8 protein-coding genes are annotated in these 17560 nt (G+C 65.8%); all 8 read left to right on the top strand.

Features of this window, described 5'->3' with window-relative positions:
• Positions 1 to 134: 134 nt before the first annotated feature.
• The 8 genes from dpdE to dpdD are packed head-to-tail and all read left to right on the top strand — an operon-like array spanning position 135 to position 17537.
• The gene (gene dpdE, locus FHG71_RS03995; protein WP_139080310.1) at positions 135 to 3284 is read left to right on the top strand and encodes a protein DpdE; all 3150 of its coding nucleotides are present in this window, start codon (positions 135 to 137) and stop codon (positions 3282 to 3284) included.
• Positions 3181 to 5772 carry a protein DpdF gene (gene dpdF, locus FHG71_RS03990; RefSeq protein WP_139080309.1) on the top strand — a complete coding sequence of 864 codons (2592 nt, stop codon included), beginning with the start codon at positions 3181 to 3183 and terminating at the stop codon, positions 5770 to 5772. Before dpdE ends, dpdF begins: the two co-directional genes overlap by 104 nt.
• The gene (dpdG, locus tag FHG71_RS03985) at positions 5769 to 6659 is read left to right on the top strand and encodes a protein DpdG (protein WP_139080308.1); all 891 of its coding nucleotides are present in this window, start codon (positions 5769 to 5771) and stop codon (positions 6657 to 6659) included. Before dpdF ends, dpdG begins: the two co-directional genes overlap by 4 nt.
• On the top strand, positions 6659 to 9673 hold the full coding sequence (gene dpdH / locus FHG71_RS03980; RefSeq protein ID WP_139080307.1) for a protein DpdH: 3015 nt from the start codon (positions 6659 to 6661) through the stop codon (positions 9671 to 9673). The genes dpdG and dpdH overlap by 1 nt, the downstream gene beginning before the upstream one ends.
• Complete coding sequence (locus FHG71_RS03975) at positions 9663 to 10376, top strand: hypothetical protein (RefSeq protein WP_139080306.1); 714 nt, start codon at positions 9663 to 9665, stop codon at positions 10374 to 10376. The genes dpdH and FHG71_RS03975 overlap by 11 nt, the downstream gene beginning before the upstream one ends.
• Positions 10377 to 10405: 29 nt before the next feature.
• Positions 10406 to 14887 (top strand): protein DpdJ, encoded by a 4482-nt coding sequence (gene dpdJ, locus FHG71_RS03970; protein ID WP_176559273.1) that lies wholly within the window; start codon positions 10406 to 10408, stop codon positions 14885 to 14887.
• Positions 14887 to 15414: a phospholipase D-like domain-containing protein DpdK gene (gene dpdK / locus FHG71_RS03965; protein ID WP_139080304.1), complete on the top strand. Its 528-nt coding sequence runs from the start codon at positions 14887 to 14889 to the stop codon at positions 15412 to 15414. Before dpdJ ends, dpdK begins: the two co-directional genes overlap by 1 nt.
• On the top strand, positions 15393 to 17537 hold the full coding sequence (gene dpdD / locus FHG71_RS03960; RefSeq protein ID WP_281281942.1) for a protein DpdD: 2145 nt from the start codon (positions 15393 to 15395) through the stop codon (positions 17535 to 17537). Before dpdK ends, dpdD begins: the two co-directional genes overlap by 22 nt.
• Positions 17538 to 17560: the final 23 nt, after the last annotated feature.

The following is a 17560-nucleotide window of genomic DNA, read 5'->3' as shown; positions in this document are numbered from 1 at the left end:
CGAACGGGATCCGCTCAGGAAAGGCAATGTGGAACGTTTGTTTCCCAGAATGCCGGTTGGCTTCCTAGGCCACACGGGTATCCTGCAACGTAGGATTGAAGAGATGGTTTGGGATCAAGTTGTTTGTACCAGGGATGCTGATCGGCCTGCCGGGGGGTCGGGGAGTCGGAAAGCTCGAGGCAAGTGATGGCAAGACGGCTACCGTGGCGGTCTTCCACTCGGTGGCCCGCACCGAGCGGCTGGAGATCCCGGCCTCGAGCTTGGAACGCGCCTATCTAAGTCCACAGACACGAGTCTATGTCAGGAACGAGGACCGCTTCCAAATCGGCCGTGTGGCGGATTACCTGCAGAAACCTGGGGGCTTCATCGATTACGAGATTAGGTTCCCCAACGACCGACGGCGCGATGTCAGTGAGACCGACTTGTTCCTGCGCCCCTGGACGGCGCCGGACGACCCCGCTGAGGTGATGGCCGCTGGCGGGGCCGAGAGCCAGTTCCTCCATGACCGACGGCAATCCGCGATGGCGGAACTTCTCCGGCTGCGCGGAGCAGCCCAGGGTTTGACTGCCCTGCTGTCGGCAGGGGTGGACTTGGCGCCGCATCAGGCTGCAGCTGCGCGGCAGGTCCTGACCGATCCAGTGCAACGTTACCTCCTCGCCGACGAGGTGGGCCTGGGCAAGACGATCGAGGCGGGGCTGGTCGTTCGGCAGCACCTGATCGACGAGCCCAAAACGGAGGTGCTGATCGCGGTGCCACGCCACTTACGGGACCAATGGCGGCAGGAGCTCATTACGAAGCTCAGGCTCGATCAGTTTGGTGAGCCCTTTGAGATCATCGCGCATGATGAGGTGGCCTGCGTCCGACGCGCGCCGGACGTCCTAGTCGTCGACGAGGCGCATCACTTGGTGGGCCTTCACGAGGGGCCACTCGCGCACGCGGCCGATCGGCTCCGCTCGCTGGCCAGTGAGACGCCTGTACTCCTGCTCCTGTCCGCAACGCCAGTGCTAGGTGACGAGGCGCGCTTCTTGGCACTTCTCAACCTGCTCGACCCCGCGTCGCACCCGCTAGATGACCTTCCCGGCTTCCGGGCCAAGCTGGAGTCGCGGCGCGAACTGGGCCGCGTGCTTCTGGCGTTGAACCCCGATGCGCGGGGGTTGGTCTTGCGCCAGCGAAGCGCCGACCTCTTGCGCCTCTTCCCCAGTGACCCGGTCATTGTCGACCTCGTGCCTCGTCTTGTGGCCGCCACGCAAACGTCACCCGGGGATCTGCCATCACTTTGCAGCGCACTGAAATCGCACGTGGCAGACGGCTACCGCATCCACCAGCGGCTAATCCGCTCGCGACGCGTGGATGCTCAGGGCTGGGAGTTCGCCGCGCGCGGGCCTACCTGCGACGGCGAGCCCCTATTCACACATCTGCGGCTCGAGTCGGCTGGTTGGGTCGAGCCGGTGCTTGGCCTGTTGGAGGATTGGCGCGTCGCCGCACTCGACGCTTCCCAAGGCAGCGAGCGCGCTAGGGCGCGGGTGGCCGATCGCTACCGCAACCTGCTGGGCGCGGCCGCCATGGGCCCGGCCTCCCTCCTCGCCTGGGTCGGGCGCGCGGTACTGGAGGAGCCCTTTGCAGACGAGCATCCCATCCTTGAGGAACTTGCGGAGCGGCTTGCCGAGGCGGAGGACGACGGCCTAGAGGTCGGCGCCGAGAGTCTGCGCCGCTTGCTGCAGAGCCTTCGGGAAGGCGTCCACGTCCCAAAGGTTGTGGTATTCTCTAGCTCCGTGGCCAGAGCGGGCAGCTTCCATGCAGCGCTTGCAGACCGTCTCGGCGACGTTAATGTGCGCCTATTGCCCGGGGACGGCGCCGAGCGGGATCAAGCCGCCTTGGACGCCTTCGCAGACCCCGCGCGGACCGGGGTCTTGGTCTGTGGGCCAACGGGAGAAGAAGGCCTCAACTTGGCCTTCGCGGACGCAATTCTTCACCTTGACGTCCCCCTCTCGGCCGCGCGGATCGAGCAGAGGATTGGGCGTCTGGACCGCTTCGGGCGACAACGTGGCATCGTGCGCCACCGAGTCTTGCTGCCTTGGGACGAGGAGGACAGCCCTTGGTCGGGCTGGCTGCACCTCCTGTCGCGGGGATTGTCGATCTTTCATCGCTCGATCAGCGACGTGCAGGTCCTGATTGACGAAATCGAAGGCCATGCCTTCCGTGTTCTTCTGGAGCAGGGGCCAGCGACGATGGAAGCGCTTGCCGCCGAGGTTGCGGCCCGCCTGGCCGACGAGCGTCGCGGTCAGGATGAGCAGTACGCACTCGACCGCGTTGCCATGGCGGAGGGTGCGGCCGATTCGCTAGTGGACTCTGTCGAAGAAGCGGAAGCGGACGAAACGGCGCTAGAAGCGGCGATCGACGCTTGGCTGACCGGCATGCTCCTGTTCCGTAAGCTACCCTTCGCTTGGCCGCGCGAGGACCCCTTTATGCTCCGGGCCCAGCGCAAGACCCTGGTCCCGCGGTCGCCCTGGATCGCCTCGCTCGATTTGAACGAGGCGAAGCCCCTGACGTGCCGTAGGCGGATCGCGCGGCATCATCGGGACGCAAGCCTGGTGCGTCCCGGTACGCCGCTGGTCGATGTTCTTGAACGCTATTCCCGATGGGACGATCGCGGCACCGCCTACATCACGCGGCGGACCGCTCCCGATTGGCCGGGCGAGACGTGGGTCGGATTCCGGCTGAACTTCGTTATAGAGGCGGACCTGCCGGTCGCGAACCTGCTGACGCCGAGCCGGGAGGAACTGGCCGCCATTCGCCGTGCCCAGCGCTACTTCGCGCCGCGCCTCCAAGTCCTACACCTCGATGCGGAGGGCACCGTCGTCTCGGACCCGATGCTGCTCGCTATCCTCGATCGGCCTTACCGCAATGGAGAGAGGGATGGGCGGAGAGCTCCCGCCGACCTCAACCTGTCGAGCCGCCCGCGCCTCCTCGCTGAGGAGGTGGCGGAGGAGGGCGTTTTTGCGGATCTGTGCCGCAGCGTGCGGGAAGCCGGCCGCAACCGGATTCTTGATGATGACGTCTTGGCCGCAGACATCGCAGCGGCGCTGGCCTTGATCGATGCCGACCTCGGCCGTCGCCGCGCGCGATTGGCGAGGAGCGGGACTGGAGACGAGGACCGGCTGCGCATCGAGGTTGCAGTGATTGAGGCAATCAGGGCAGGCATGGAGCGTCCGGCAGTGCGCCTCGATTCTCTGGGCTGCTTTGTGGTTTCCCGCCACCCGCCGAGCGAGAGCCACGTTGCGTGAACTCGCTAGCCATGAGGCGTTTGACGCGCTGGCCCGCCTCCTCGCCGGCACGGTCACAGACAACTGGCGGGCAGTGGGGGAGCCGTCCGTGGAGCGCTTGAGGTCGGCGCTAACGGTTGCGAAGCCGCAGCCGAGCGCCCTCGACCTCGCCGTCCTGCTCCGCCAAGTGCTGCGTCGCGAGTACGCCCGGCGCGAACGTCGGGCCGACCCCAGCGTCCATGTCGCGCACCCGCGGCTAGCGGGGTTCCGGGACTGGTCGCGGGTGGGCCTGGCCGCCACACCGGAACGGCATGGGTGGAGAGTCTCGGCTCGATCTTGGTCGCCCGAATGGCTGCCAGGACTTCAAGGCCGGGGTGTGGACGACGACGCGGCAAGCGAAGACCAACGTCGGGCGTTCGGAGGCGAGGGGTGCCAGGGCGACCCCTTTCTAGCGGCCGTCGGGCGCGACACGTATCGCAGTCGGGGGCAGCGCGCGGCGGTGCGAGCGGCCTTGTCCACGCCGCCGGGCGCAACCTTGGTCATCGCTCTCCCCACAGGTGAAGGCAAAAGCCTAATTTTCCAACTGGTCCACGCCGTGGGCTTTGTCGGGGACGCGGCACTCACAGAAAGCGGCGTATCGCTAGTCATAGTGCCTACGGTCGCCCTGGGCGTGAACCACGAAGAAGAGGCGGTCACCGTGTGCGGCTTGGCTCCACCCCTAGCTTATCAAGGAGGATCGGACGCCGCCAACGCCACCATTGCCGAGCGAATCGCGGCAGGGACACAGGGCCTATGTTTCGCCTCGCCCGAGGCAGCCTGCGGCCCCCTGCGCTCCGCACTGCGTCGCGCCGCCGAGACCGGCCGCCTCCGCGCGCTGGTCGTAGATGAGGCGCATCTCGTCGATCAATGGGGCACCGATTTCCGCACCGAGTTCCAGGAGTTGAGTGGCCTGCGCCGCGAGTTGCTCTCGTTGGCACCTAGCGATCGCATGCCTCGTACACTGCTCCTGTCGGCCACGCTGACAGACGCATCGCTCGAAACGTTGAATGCGCTGTTCGGGGCGGAACAGAATTTCGGCAGTGTAGCGGCGGTGCGTCTGCGGCCCGAGCCCGACTACTGGGTGGCGCCTTGCCAACAGGAGGGCCAGGTCGAGCGCGTTCTCGAAGCGATGCACCACGTGCCTCGCCCCGCCGTGCTTTACGTAACGCGGGTCGAGGATGCCGAAGCGTGGCAAGGCCGCCTGCGCGCGGTGGGGTTCAGCCGAGTGCAGATGTTGCACGGCAAGACACCGCGCGAAGCCCGCGAACGCATCGTCGCGCAGTGGCGCGAAGGGCTACTCGACATCGTCGTAGGCACCTCCGCTTTTGGCCTCGGCATCGACTACGCCCACGCCCGCAGCGTCGTCCATGCTTGCGTCCCGGAAACGCTTGACCGCTTTTATCAGGAGGTGGGACGCGGCGGGCGCGATGGACGTGCCTCGCTGTCGCTGATCGTCCCAACGCCATCGGACCTCGGGACGGCTGAGGCTTTGAATCAGCAAAAGCTGATCAGTGTCGACCGGGGCCTCGAGCGGTGGGCGGCCCTGTTCGCCGGCAAGCAGGTCCTATCCGACGGCCGCATCGCCGTACGCGTTGATGGCAGCCCCGGTACAACCGAGGACGACATCGACATGAATGGGCAGCGCAACGCCGACTGGAACTTGCGCACGCTTGCCTTGATGGCCCGATCGGGCTTGATCCGCCTCGAAGGTGCGCCCCGCCCACCACTTGCCGAGCGGGGCGATTGGATCGCAGTGGAGATCTGCGAGGAAAGCCACCTCGCTCGTACCGTCTGGGAGGAAAAGGTCGAGCGTGCGCGTCGGGAGGCCCGCGATGCCCGAGAGCGCAACCTCCGCCTCATGCGCCGTTTCCTTGCCGCCGACGAGTGCCCCGCGACCATCCTCGAGGACCTCTACGGACGCGAGGGGGTGGCCCGGGCCTGCAGCCGCTGCGCGACTTGCCGATCCGATCCGTCGCGCCGCCGTCCTGAGAGTCCACTTGGCGAACCGAGCGCGCCCTGGAGGCTACCACTCCCACCACTCTTAGCGCGCCTTCTCGACGCGGACCGGCGCCTGCTCGTTCTCTATCCTGCCAACGAAGCGGGCCCGGCCGCCAGCAGGCGCCTTGGCGACAGCCTCGAGCGGATGCATCGAATGGGTCTGGCCAAGGTCGTGCTGCTGGGGGAGGCGCCCTTCGAGATGGATCGGGTCCTGCGCTTCGCGGCCTCTCGGCCCGTCTTTGTCTCTCGCCTGCCAAACCTGGCCCATTCCCGCCTGCCGGCAGGGCCCGAGTTGGTGATCGCTGGGCTCAGCGCGACGCTGAGCACCAGCAGTCTTGCGCCCGACCCGGACCGCGCGCGTGTGATATTGGCGCCCGACGGCATCGCAAGCCCCAGCGGCCATCCGCTGCGCGAGGTATTCGGTGGACGGATCCTCACCATCGACGAATTCCATGCAAGGATTGCGGAATGAGTGTCGTCACCACGGTTGAAGCGGTGCCTAGCCGCCTTTTTAGCCTCTACGCCGCGCTTGCAGCGGCAGGCCAGGGCCGCGAACCGCGCGACCGGCTCGAGGCATGCGCCACGCCTCCCTCGCTCAGCCGACGGGGCGACGAGGAGGAGGGATCAACCGCTCTGTTCACAAATGCCCTCCAAGAGGCCAAGGGCCTCGGCCTGATCGAAGAGGTGGACGGCTATCTTAAGCTTAGCGACGCGGCCCGTCCTGACGGCGGGCGTCGCAGCGTCGTAGAGGACGACTTGCGGCGCTTCATGTTGTCCATCTTCCTCGAGCCGGAAAGAGCAAAAAGCACTGGCCAACGCGGCGTCGCTTTGGGTTTGGCATGGCTACTCACCAAAAGTCCGCTCCATCCTTTGGACTTCAGTCAGGGGCCGCAGGACATGCTGCGCCGGGACCTGGGTGAGAATGCCGGCCGCGTCGACCTAACTAGCACGAGCCGGTACCAGAACCTGCTTTACTGGGCGCGTTTCCTGGGCCTTGCGAGTCTGACGGGGGACGGTCGCACGCGCCGGGTCGTTCCCGATCCGAGCGCAGCCATCATGAGGGCGCTGCCGGCGACCTTTGGAGAAGAGGCCGCGCTCGACATTGAATTCTTTCTCGCGAAGTTGAGCCGCATCCTTCCCGTTCTTGAGGGCGGCTGGGCGCGGGAGGCCCTAGAAGCGATGTGCACTGAGAGGGCTGATCCCGATCGGATGTCCATGGCGACCAGCCTGGCCCTACGGCGCTTAGCCGACCGAGGTATGATCACGCTGGAGGCTGTGGCCGATGCGCGTCCACGCGTCCTCGACTTCGGCTTGTCTCAGGAGCGGGTCAGCCGTGTTTGGAATGGAAGGGTCAAGTGATGCGCAACGTGCTGTGCTGGACGCCCAGCGAGGTCCGCCAAGTCATCAACCCGTTCGCCGAGCACATCTCGGACGGGGTGTTCCGCGCCGTTCACAGCGACTGGGAACTGCGGGTGACTGGTCCCGTGGGCAAGTCATTCCAGGAGATCGGTGACGCTGCCTGGTCGAACCTGAGCCCGGCGGAGTTTCTTGCTGATTTCCTACGCGAGGATCGGCCCCATGCGCTTGCCGTTATCCTGGGTGAGACCGGGTCGGGCAAGTCGCACCTCGTCCACTGGATGCGGCTTCACCTGCGCGACGACGACCAGCGTATGCTGCTCGTCGTCCGCAAGTCCGGGACAAGCCTGCGGGCAATCGTCCGCGACCTGATCGGCCGCTTACCGGTGGATCAGCAGCAGAGCTTTCTCGACACCTTCAATGCAGCCGGCGACGGCCTAATGAGCAGGGACGCGCGCAAGCACGAGTTACTCAACCACCTCGCCCAAGCCATCCGCGAGGATCAGCCTAGACGTGAAGCCGACGAACTGGAGGCGGAGTTGCTCGACTCCCTGCCACACCTCATCCAGGACCCCTACATGCGCCAGGCGCACTTCCTTGGAGACGGTGGGGTTATTGGCGAGATCGTGGACCACATCTTCGCCGAGTCAAACGCCAAGGACCGGCCAGAGCGCCGCCGCGACTTTGCCGTCAACGACCTTGCGCTGGGTGGCCTGGACTTCGTGCACGCTACCAAGCTCGCCAAAGACGCGCTGGAGTTGATCGACCTTGATCCCGCCACGAACACGTCGCTCGCAATAGAGATCATCAACCGCAACTTGGACCGGGCTGTGGCGCGGACGCTTAGTTTCTCGGGCGACCGCATCGAGGAACTGATGATGCGCCTGCGAGCGCATCTCAAAGCGCAAGGCAAGGAACTCGTGCTCCTCGTCGAAGAGTTCGCGCGCCTTCAGGGCATCGACCGCGCGCTGCTCCAAGCGATCACGGCGCAAGGGGACGATCGCCAGTGCCGGATGCGCACCGCCATCGCGGTGACGACGGGCTTCTTCGCCAGCGTGGCCGAAACAGCCTACATGCGCACAACCCACATCGTCGACATGGATCAATCCGCGGGCCGGTCCGAGGGGCAGGGCGTCACGCCACGGGCGCTGTCGGAGTTCGCGGCGCGCTACCTAAACGCAGCGCGTTTGGGGCGCGAGCGAATTGGTAACTGGAGCGAGGGCGCGGCGCCTGGCGAGGCAGCGCCCTCGGTCTGCCCGAACTGTCCTCACGTGAGCACCTGCCACGCGACCTTCGGGGAAGTAGATGGCTATGGTCTCTATCCGTTCACCGAGCGCGCGCTCACGAACCTCGCTTCGAGGGTCGATCGGAGCATGCCGGCCAGCTTCAACCCCCGTATCCTACAAAACGACCTCTTAGTGGAGGTGCTGGACAACTTCGCGCCGGACATCGAGGCGGGCGCCTATCCATCACCTCGGCTTCTTGAGAAGGTGGGTGGGGCGAAGCTCCCGGTTTCTGTCGAGAGCGCCTTGCAAGCCAAGGACGCCCAAGCCGCGCCCCGCTGGATCGCGGCCTTGGAGATCTATGACGGCACAGGGCGGATCGTCGAATTGCCTCGCCGATTCCGTGAGGTTTTTAGCATCCCACCGATCCCGGATGCTCTCGCCCCGACTACTCCGTCCACCCCGTCAGCCCCCGTTATCACGCCCGGGCAAGGACAGCCGCGTACCGTCAACCCCGACGACGAGGCGATCGAGTCTTGGATTCGCGGTGGCCTACTTAACGAGAGGGTTGCCGTGCGGTTACGCGACCTGCTCTTTCCAGCCATCGCAGATGCGATCGACTGGGACATGTTGGGAATGGCTCGCGCTGACTTCGCAGGGGGGGCCGGCGCCTTCAAACGGACCAGCATCAGTTTCGTGCGACAGTCGACTAGGGCGTCCAGTCGCGCCGGGGTGCAGATGGAGATCGCAGCCGACGCTAAGACAGGCACGGCGCTGCAAGGTCTTCTGCGCGCGGCGCAGGATCAGTTCCGATGGCACTTCGAGGGAGGAGACCGAGCGCTTGCGGCGTTCCTCGACTGCCTTGATGGATGGTCAGCCGAAGTTGTGCGTCAGCTGCGCCACTTAGTTGCCCCGACGCCTCGCTGGAACCAGGCGGCTGGCGCCCTCCAACTCCTCTGCGTGGCCGCAGCGATCGGCGGCAAGATCAAGGCGGACGCTACGGCCGCTGACATTATCGACGCCGTCTTCGACGGCCTACCTAGCGATCCCGCAGCCTCGACCCGTGACCTGCGCAACCTGTTTGCCAAGCTGTCGCGGGAACGCGAACACCTAGTGGGGGTTGTTCGGGCCCAGGCGTCAAGCCTGAAGGGTGGACGGGCAGGCGCGATGCTCGACCCGCTTCGGGCGCTGAGCCCGGTGCGGGCATTGCGGGCCAGCAAATGGCATCTCGACCTCGATCCTGGAGACAACGTCGACAAGGTCGCCACGCTTTACCGGGAGGTGGCGATGAACTTGAGCGCCGCCGTCGTGGCCGAGCGCGATGTGCGGCTGACATGGCTGGCCGACATGGAGGCGGCCTTTGGATCCTCGACCCCGCGCGCCGCCATCATCGCCGCTTTAGACGATGCCAGACAGCAGACGTTCGACGCTGGAATTAGCACGGAGAATACAAGGCGAGCGCTGGTCGAGGCCCTCGATCGGTTCAAGACCACCCAGTACGACGACGCGATCGCCGCCGCTCGCCAACTGGCCCGCTTGGAGGACCCAGTCGCCGCTCTGCCCCAGTTCGGTCGTGGCCGGGCCAACGCTGTGGAGGCAGGAACCGCGCTGCGCCAAGTGGCGACGCAGTTCCTGGACGCGGTGGAGCGCAACCTCGAGCAGGATGGGGTGGGGCAGTCGGCCGGAGCGGCCGACGTGGCACGCAGCCTCGAGAGCCTGGAGAAAGACCTCGGAGCGATTGTTGAGGACCTCACGGCGTTGACCATGCAAGGAGAGCCCAGTCGTGTTGCTTGAGCGCGCATCGGCCCTCGCGGCCAAGATCTCCCGGCACCAGTCTCTCAAGAAGGCTGCGGCTGAGGCGGACATGCTCCGCACCCGGGCGGGCCAGGTGCGTCAGGCAGCCGCAGCGCTGGCCGAGCAGCGAAGCGCGCTGCGGCGCCTAGAAGCGGCGGGAGTGGCTGTGTCATTCAGGCCAACTCACCCAGCTCCACTCGTCGAACGTGCGCAGGGCTTGAAGGCGGTTGTTAAGGAAAACCCCGCCGGGCTCGCGGACCCTTCGTTCAACCTAAAGTACGAGTTCACGGATCGTCTCAAGGGCATCGCGGATGCCGCACGCCAGACAGCGGAGAAGGCATGGCGGGCTCACGTCCTAGCCCAGGCCACTGTCGCCTCCGACGAGGTCCTACAGACTCTGGGTCGACTGCCCCCGCTCAGGGCAGGCGTCACCCGCATCCTTAACTGCAGAAACCGCACTACGGCGCTGTCCCAGGCGCTTCCTACGGATCCGAATGCTGCAAACCGGGAGTTGGCCCAGCTCGTGTCGGACCAGCGCGCCGCCTGGAATGAACTCACAGCCGACGACATCCCGCCAGCGGTTATCGGCTTCCTACGCTCCTGCGGCAATGAGGGCGCTTCCTTGAGTGCCTTCTCGGGCGAGGTTCGCACTTGGTTGGAGGGTCGCAACCTTCTGGGCGCGTTCCGCATTCGCATCTTATAGGCGCGGTAATGTCACCCTCTCCCAGGGCCATGGCCCTCCTGGATCAGATCGAGACGCTTGAAATGCGCTCGCTTCGGTGGGGCTTCACCGGGGGGGGCCTGACTGCTTCCGAGGCCTCGGCCCTTTGCCCGCAAGCCGACCAGGCGGAGGATGTGCTCGAGGAGTTGATTGATTCAAAGCTGTTGCTCGAACTCAGCGGCGCCCAGGGGCGCCTTTATCGCTCGCGCTTTGCCGAAGCGGTGCGCCTTCTAGTGGCGAACCGGCAACTCTTTAAGGGTCGACCTTGGCAGGAGGCACCTCACCTCGTCGCGGACTTCCGCGTCGACCGACGGCCTCGTCGCTTCCCTCGGCGCGACTTAGAACCCTCGGCCATCCTTGCCGCGCGCGGCGGGCGGATCGCTCCCAACGCCTTGCGACGTGCCTTATGGGATGCCCTGACTGGCCGGCCTGGCCTGCGCCTCGCAGCCTTCCAAGAGAGGGCCACACTCCGGCTCGTGGATTCGCCCGACGACGGCGGTACAATCGTGACGGCTGGAACCGGGAGCGGCAAGACAATCGCCTTCTATCTTCCCGCGATGCTCCGGATCGGTGAGGCCATCGGTTCCGACTCCTGGGTCAAGGCCGTGGCCGTGTATCCTCGAATTGAACTCCTAAAGGACCAGTTCGCTGAGGCCTTTAGCATGGCCCGCGCCATCGACGCGGCCCTGACTGCCCATGGCCGGAGGCCCCTGCGCATCGGCGCGCTGTTTAGCTCCACACCGAGCCGAGCCGCCGTCGAGGATGTCGAGCGCCATGGCTGGCCGCGGCGTGGCCGCGATCACGTCTGCCCCTGGCTTCGATGCCCGGAATGCAAGGACGACATGCTGTGGCGGGCCGTCGACCTCCAGGCGGGCGTTGAGCGACTCCACTGCGCGCGTCCAGGTTGCGGGACCATCGCCAGCGAGTCGCACATTGCCCTGACCCGCAAGCGCATTCAGCGCGAGCCGCCGGACATCCTGTTCACCACCACCGAGATCCTGAACCAGCGCCTATCTGACCATTGGATGCGCGGGGTGTTTGGCGTCGGAAGCGCCCGAAAGCCCTTTTTGGCCCTTCTCGACGAGGTGCACACCTACGAAGGCACCAGCGGCGCGCAGGCCGCTCTCACCTTCAGGCGGTGGCGGTACCTCTTGGGCCGGCCCCTGCATTGGGCGGGCTTATCTGCAACCCTGGAGGAGGCGAATCGGTTCTTCTCTGATCTCACCGGGGCTATGCCCGAGCGCGTGGCGGAGGTGACACCAGCGGCCGAGGAGTTTGAAGAACGCGGCGCGGAGTATCAAATCGTACTTCGGGGCGACCCGGCTGCGCGGACTTCGCTCCTGTCCACAACGATCCAGACGGCAATGCTGCTGCCCCGCGTCCTCGACCCGCCGGGGGCGCCCGCCTCGGGAGCGTTTGGCCGGCGCGCGTTCCTCTTTACCGATGACCTCGATGTGACGAACCGCCTCTACAACGACCTCCAGGACGCCGAGGCTTACACCATCTTTGGCCGGCCTGATGAGAAGCGCAGCCCCCTCGCTAAGTTGCGGGCTGCGGGCGCGGATGATCGGGCGCGCGATGCGGAGGGGCAACGGTGGCGCCTCTGCGAAGACCTCGGCCACCCCCTGTCCCAGCGACTCCTGATCGGTCGCACGACTTCCCAGGATGGAGGGGTCGCGCAGGGCACCAACGTTGTGGTTGCCACCGCGGCGCTCGAGGTAGGCTTCAACGACCCTGAAGTCGGCGCGGTCATTCAGCACAAAGCGCCGCGTGGCATGGCGTCGTTCCTCCAGCGAAAGGGACGCGCAGGACGCGATCGGGCGATGCGGCCAATCATGCTCACGGTCCTGTCGGACTACGGCCGAGACCGCGCCGTATTCCAGTCTTATGAGCGGCTTTTCGATCCCGAACTCGCTCCTCAGCACCTGCCTATCCGCAATCCTTACGTCCTCAAAATGCAGGCTACCTTTGCCCTGTTCGACTGGCTGGCCGCCGAGGCTGCAGGTCGAGAGCGGGCATGGGCCTGGGATGTGCTGAGCCGACCGCTCGACACGCCGTCCGACAACGTCGCCGCCGTGCGGGATCGGATGAAGGCCTGCCTGAGGGCCCTCGTCCGCGGCGATGAAGCAACCCTGGCGAGCCTCCAGAGTCATCTGAGGGGCGCCCTCGGTGTGAGCGAAGATGTGGTCCAGTCGCTCCTCTGGGAGGCTCCCAGGTCCCTCCTCATGGAAGCGGTGCCGACCCTCGTGAGGCGGCTGTTCCGGGGCTGGCGTCTGGCCTTTCCTCGTCCCGGGACGGGCCTCGACCTACACGTGCCCTGGCATCCGCTGCCCGACTTCGTGCCCCATAATCTGTTCAGCGACCTGAGCCTACCTGAGGTCCGTATCGTGATCCCCCCTGCGACGGTCCGCCACGAGGAGCGCACCGAGGCGCTGCCCATTGTCCAAGCACTCAACCAACTCGTCCCTGGGCGCGTGACCCGGCGCTTCGCTTTCGAACGGGGTGCCCTGTCGCATTGGGTGCCGGTGGACCCTACCAGGCCCGAGCAGGACCTACGGATCACCGAGTATGCCGAGGTGCACGAGTTCGTCGGTGAGTTCACCGGCCGCTACAACGACGACAGCGAGGAGGGCGCGAGGCTCGTCTTCCGACCATGGACAGTGCGCCTGTGCCAGGCCAAACGCACCGATGCCCTGCCCTCAAGCAACGCGAGGCTCGTCTGGCGCACGGATATCGCGCCCCAGGGCGAGGCCATCACGGTGCCTGTCTCTCCACGCTCGGCCTGGTGCGCTCACGTTCCGCGCGTCGAGTTTTTTCTCCACCGCTTCCGGGCCAGCGCGCAGGTTCGGCGCTTCGCCGGCGAGGCCAAGGCCAACGTCCGCCGGCTTGACGGCGACGCCGCCGTGACCGTTCGTTTCCTGAGCGACGATGGCCGCCCAGCCGCCCTGGGTTTTGCGCTCGACGTGGACGGCATTCGGCTGGACCTCTCGCTACCCGTCCAGGGCTCAGATTGGGACAATAGGCTGCCCCCAGATCTATTGCGCGCCTGCAAACTCTCCTACCTGCGCGAGCGCCTGCGGACCGATCCCGCACTTTCCCCCGAGATCAACGTCTTCCAGCGCGATTGGCTCTTCGAGATCCTGTGCTCAGTGCTGTTCGCAGACGTAGCCGCGACCCAGCGGACTATTGAAGAGACCGCTACCGACCTGCTCTCGGATGGCCGGATCGACGATGCGCTGGGCGACGTGATCGACACGATTTTCAGTGCGCGCCCCGCCGCGTCCTACGAGGACGAAGTGGGTGAAGACGAAGCAACCGGTGAGGAAGCTAGTCCCAGTGGACTCGGGCGCTTGCCTCGCCTCCTCAAACTCCTTGTCGCGAGCCCGCAGGTCGGCGATCGCTTGAGAGCCCTGGCCGGGGAGATCGCCGCTCCCGATCAACAGGCTTTCGGCGCCTTCATCCGCCGCCTCGTCGTGGAGTCCATGGCCGAGGCCATGCGGCAGGCCTGTATCGCGGCCGCTCCGCGTCATGCTACATCGGATGACCTTTTGGCCGACGTTCACGACGACTCCGGGACGGGCACAGCTACCATTTGGATCACGGAAACGACCCTGGGCGGGGCCGGCGTGCTCGAGGCCTTCGCCGAGCGCTTCGCGGCAGAGCCTAGCGCCTTTTTTGATGCCGTTGAGGCGGCGCTGGCTCCAACCGACCTCGAATTGGTCGATCCGGGGCTCCGCCGCGTCCTGTCTCTACTCAGGGACGATCCGAGCCTGGCAGAGCAGGTGCAGCAGTTGCGCATGGTCGAGTCGCATGCCCACCGTGCCCGCCATTGGCAGTGTGTCGCGGCCACTCTCGGCCGGCGCGGAGGTGTGGACCTCAGCCACGCCTTCGTCGCCTCGCTTAACACGCGCCTGCTGCGGCCGGGCACCGATGCCACGCTTGATGGTCTGATGCTCGATCTGGTGGAGGGGTGGAGCGAACTGGAGCGCCGGGTCGGCCTGTGTGTCGGCGTGCGCGAGTTCGCCTTCGTTGCGAGCCGGCATGGAGGCTGGCGCCGCCGTATCCGGGACCATCTAGCTCGGTCGGTGCCAGGGGGGGCTGCCGACGTCAGTTCCTACGCGGCGGCGACCGCTCTGCTGTGGCCTACGGACGTCGAGGTGCGCCGCTCCAGCCTTCAGGGCTTCCATCCGTTCCGCGACGTCCGCCCCACCGACCCGGCCGTGCCCCGTTACTTGCTCCTGGGCCGATCGGTGGCGACTGTGGAGTTGAGCGCTCCCGACTGGCGTCTCTGTCTCAATGCGGCACTTGGGGCCCAAGGGCGTTGCCGCCTTGCCGCCGCTCTCGATCAAGCGCCGGCGCTGCGCGCCGCGTTGGTGCAGCTCGCTGCCTCGCCGGTCGATGTGGGAGCGCTCCAGTTCTTCCCCGTAGTCGAGCGGATCGATCACGAGGCGGAGCGGATCGTCGCAGACCTTTCACTTCGGGAGCACGCGTGATGACGGCCCCCAGCCGGGACCTTCACGGCCCCTCGCAAGCGCGAGGCATACGGGACCTGCTCCAAAGCCTCTTTGCCGCGGAACTCCTGAGCCCAAGCCCCAAGCTTTGGCTGCTCTTCGCCTGGATCTCGGACGTCGAGATCCTCGACAACTCCGCCCGCCGCTTCGCGACGCTCGTGCCCGATTGGCCCGCTGCGCCGATCCGGCTGACCCAGGTTCTCGACGCGCTATTAGTGCGCGGAGCCGAAGTCAGCTTGGTGATACGAGCTGAAGGTCACAACGACTACGTCCTTTCTCGCCTCTGGGCCCTGAAGACACGTCATGAGCGAGGCCTGAGATGGACCGTCGCTAAGGACTTCCATGCCAAGGGGCTGCTCGGGGCCGACTATGTGCTGAGTGGGTCAATGAACCTCACTCGCAATGGTATTACGGTCAACGGCGAGCACTTGGTGCTCAGGACCGACCCCGCGGTCGTGGCCGAGCAAGCCCTGGAGATGGAGCTGCAATGGGGAGGGCTGCTCGCGTGATCGCTGCCGACCTCGAGACTTCGCAGGCCATCCTTAGCAGGCTTGCCCCGTGGCCCTCGCAGTCGGTCGTTTCGACCGAGATCGACGCTCTCTGCGAACGGTTGAGAACAACTCTGGTCGATCCCCAAGTGCCCGGTGCCCTTGTGCCCCAAATCTCAGCTTCAGGGGACCTGTGGATCGCCGCAGCCTCTACACCCAGCGACTGGCGTAGGTTGAGCCCGGTTCTGCACGCCTTCGCCGGCCCTACTATGACCTCCTTTGATGGGCAGCCAGCCTCACTGCCGTCCGAATGCGATCTTGCCAGCGCGGCCGAAGGCTTCGGGCCAATGATCACCGCCGTCCTACGCCTACCGCCTGAGGCGGGTGTCCGGCTGGGAGCTCTTCGTGCCCTCCAAAGCGCTTGCGACACCTTCGCGCGTGCACCAAGGACGACCCGCGCGACCCCTGAGCCGACCAGTTGGTTGCTCGCCCGCTTCCAAGACTACCTCAATGTCGGCCGCTGGGACGCGGCTGCTACACTCCTTGACCGGTTGCGCGGCGAACTCCGGATCGACGCCCTGAACCTCAAGTCGCTCCAGGTGCAACTCCTGGCCGCGCGCGAGGATTGGATTGGTATCACCGATCTGCCTGGCTTCGCGAACCTGCTCAACGCCCGGCGTACGCCCGCCGTAACTGCCCTTCTCCTCGAGGCACTCTACCGCACTCATCTAGCCCAGGCCTTTGACGATCCCGAAGAGGCACGCCGCATCTACGCCAACAAAACGCGTCCGCTCGCCCTACCCCTGCTCTCTCTTCCGCGTCCATCTCCCTTGAGCCAAGGCGGCTGGCGGCTCTGCGGACTCGAGGCGCTCGAGTCGCCATCTCGGCGTGAACTTCGCCTCGCCCTGGTCGGGCACGAGGCGGACCTAGGCTGGGTGGCCGACCGCCTCGGACCAGCGGAGCCTCCCGCGCCCACGCCTCAGTCCTCTGCCGACAGCGCTCAGACCGCTATCGCCACCATGCAAGCCACGGAGAGCCTTGACGCGATGGCCGCGGCGTTAGCCGCATTGTCCCGGCTGACCGACGATCAACGGCAGGCACTCGGCCAGCTAGAGCCAATGCGAACGGCTCTTCAAGCGCTCGATGCTGAGGTCGGCGCCTCAACTGTGCCTACCTCCTGGACGGAGTGGCTCGGCCGGGTCTCCGATCCCGGCTTCACGAGCGCGCTCGACGTCGCGCGATTGGGGGCCGAGGAGTGGCGGCTCGACGATGTAGCGCACGATCCCGAGGCGGTCCGCGCATTCCTCGACGCGCTGAATGCCATTCAGAGCGACAATCTTGCCGCCGAACGTACCTTTCATGCCCTGCCCTTCATCGTGGCGACGATGCGTCGGGATGATACCTTCCCCAGTCCTGTCCTCGTCCCCGCCTATGCAGGCCTGCTCACCCTTCTCGCGCTCGGAGTCACCAGGGGCAGTGCAACCTTCCAATCGAGCCGCGTCCTGGTGGAGGCCCTCCTATCGATCGGGCTGAACGCGAAGCGCTACGGCGACCTCGTCGCGGACCTGGACGAGATCGCCGGCGAAGGCTTTGGCGCTGACATGGCCTACTGGGCGCTCGACATTGTCGAGACAATTATGAGGGCGGCGACGCCCGACGTGCGTACGCGCGAGCGGTTCGTCCACGGCGTCTTGGCACGCCTAGTCCCGATCCGGGCCCGAATGAGCAGCCTACAGCGAGCCGCTGCCGATCGGCTGGCAATCGAGTTCGGCTGGGACTTTGGTGCGGCCGATGCCAATGACGCTCCCGACGATGGACTCATGGCGCGACTGAGTGGAAAGAAGGTCAGCATCTACTCGTTAAGTGAGACTGCCAGTCGCCAAGCTAAGGCGGAGTTAGAGCGGTCCGTGAATGACATCAGGGTGGAGTGCAACGCCGACCACGTCGGCACGGCGGCCCTCAAAGCACTGGCGACTAACAGCGACTTGTTCGTCATCGTGTGGTCGGCAGCCAAGCACGCTGCCACCGACTTCATCCGCGCCAATCGTGGCAACCGGCCGCTCGTCTACGCAAAGGGGAAAGGGGTTTCGAGCATCTTGTGCGCCGTCGAGGAGCACATCAGGCAGGTTAAAAGCAGCAATTGACCAATCCTACCTGGGAGTTTCCC

The sequence above is a fragment of the Rubellimicrobium roseum genome (assembly GCF_006152145.1).
Classification (GTDB): domain Bacteria; phylum Pseudomonadota; class Alphaproteobacteria; order Rhodobacterales; family Rhodobacteraceae; genus Rubellimicrobium; species Rubellimicrobium roseum.
Note: the sequence above shows the minus strand (reverse complement) of the source record. Positions and strands in the feature narration are given on the sequence as shown.

Excerpts from the sequence above, each read along its gene's own strand:
- dpdE (WP_139080310.1), top strand. The coding sequence starts at position 135 with ATGCTGATCGGCCTGCCGGGGGGTCGGGGAGTCGGAAAGCTCGAGGCA.
- dpdG (WP_139080308.1), top strand. The coding sequence starts at position 5,769 with ATGAGTGTCGTCACCACGGTTGAAGCGGTGCCTAGCCGCCTTTTTAGC.
- dpdH (WP_139080307.1), top strand. The coding sequence starts at position 6,659 with ATGCGCAACGTGCTGTGCTGGACGCCCAGCGAGGTCCGCCAAGTCATC.
- dpdJ (WP_176559273.1), top strand. The coding sequence starts at position 10,406 with ATGGCCCTCCTGGATCAGATCGAGACGCTTGAAATGCGCTCGCTTCGG.
- dpdK (WP_139080304.1), top strand. The coding sequence starts at position 14,887 with ATGACGGCCCCCAGCCGGGACCTTCACGGCCCCTCGCAAGCGCGAGGC.
- dpdD (WP_281281942.1), top strand. The coding sequence starts at position 15,393 with ATGGGGAGGGCTGCTCGCGTGATCGCTGCCGACCTCGAGACTTCGCAG.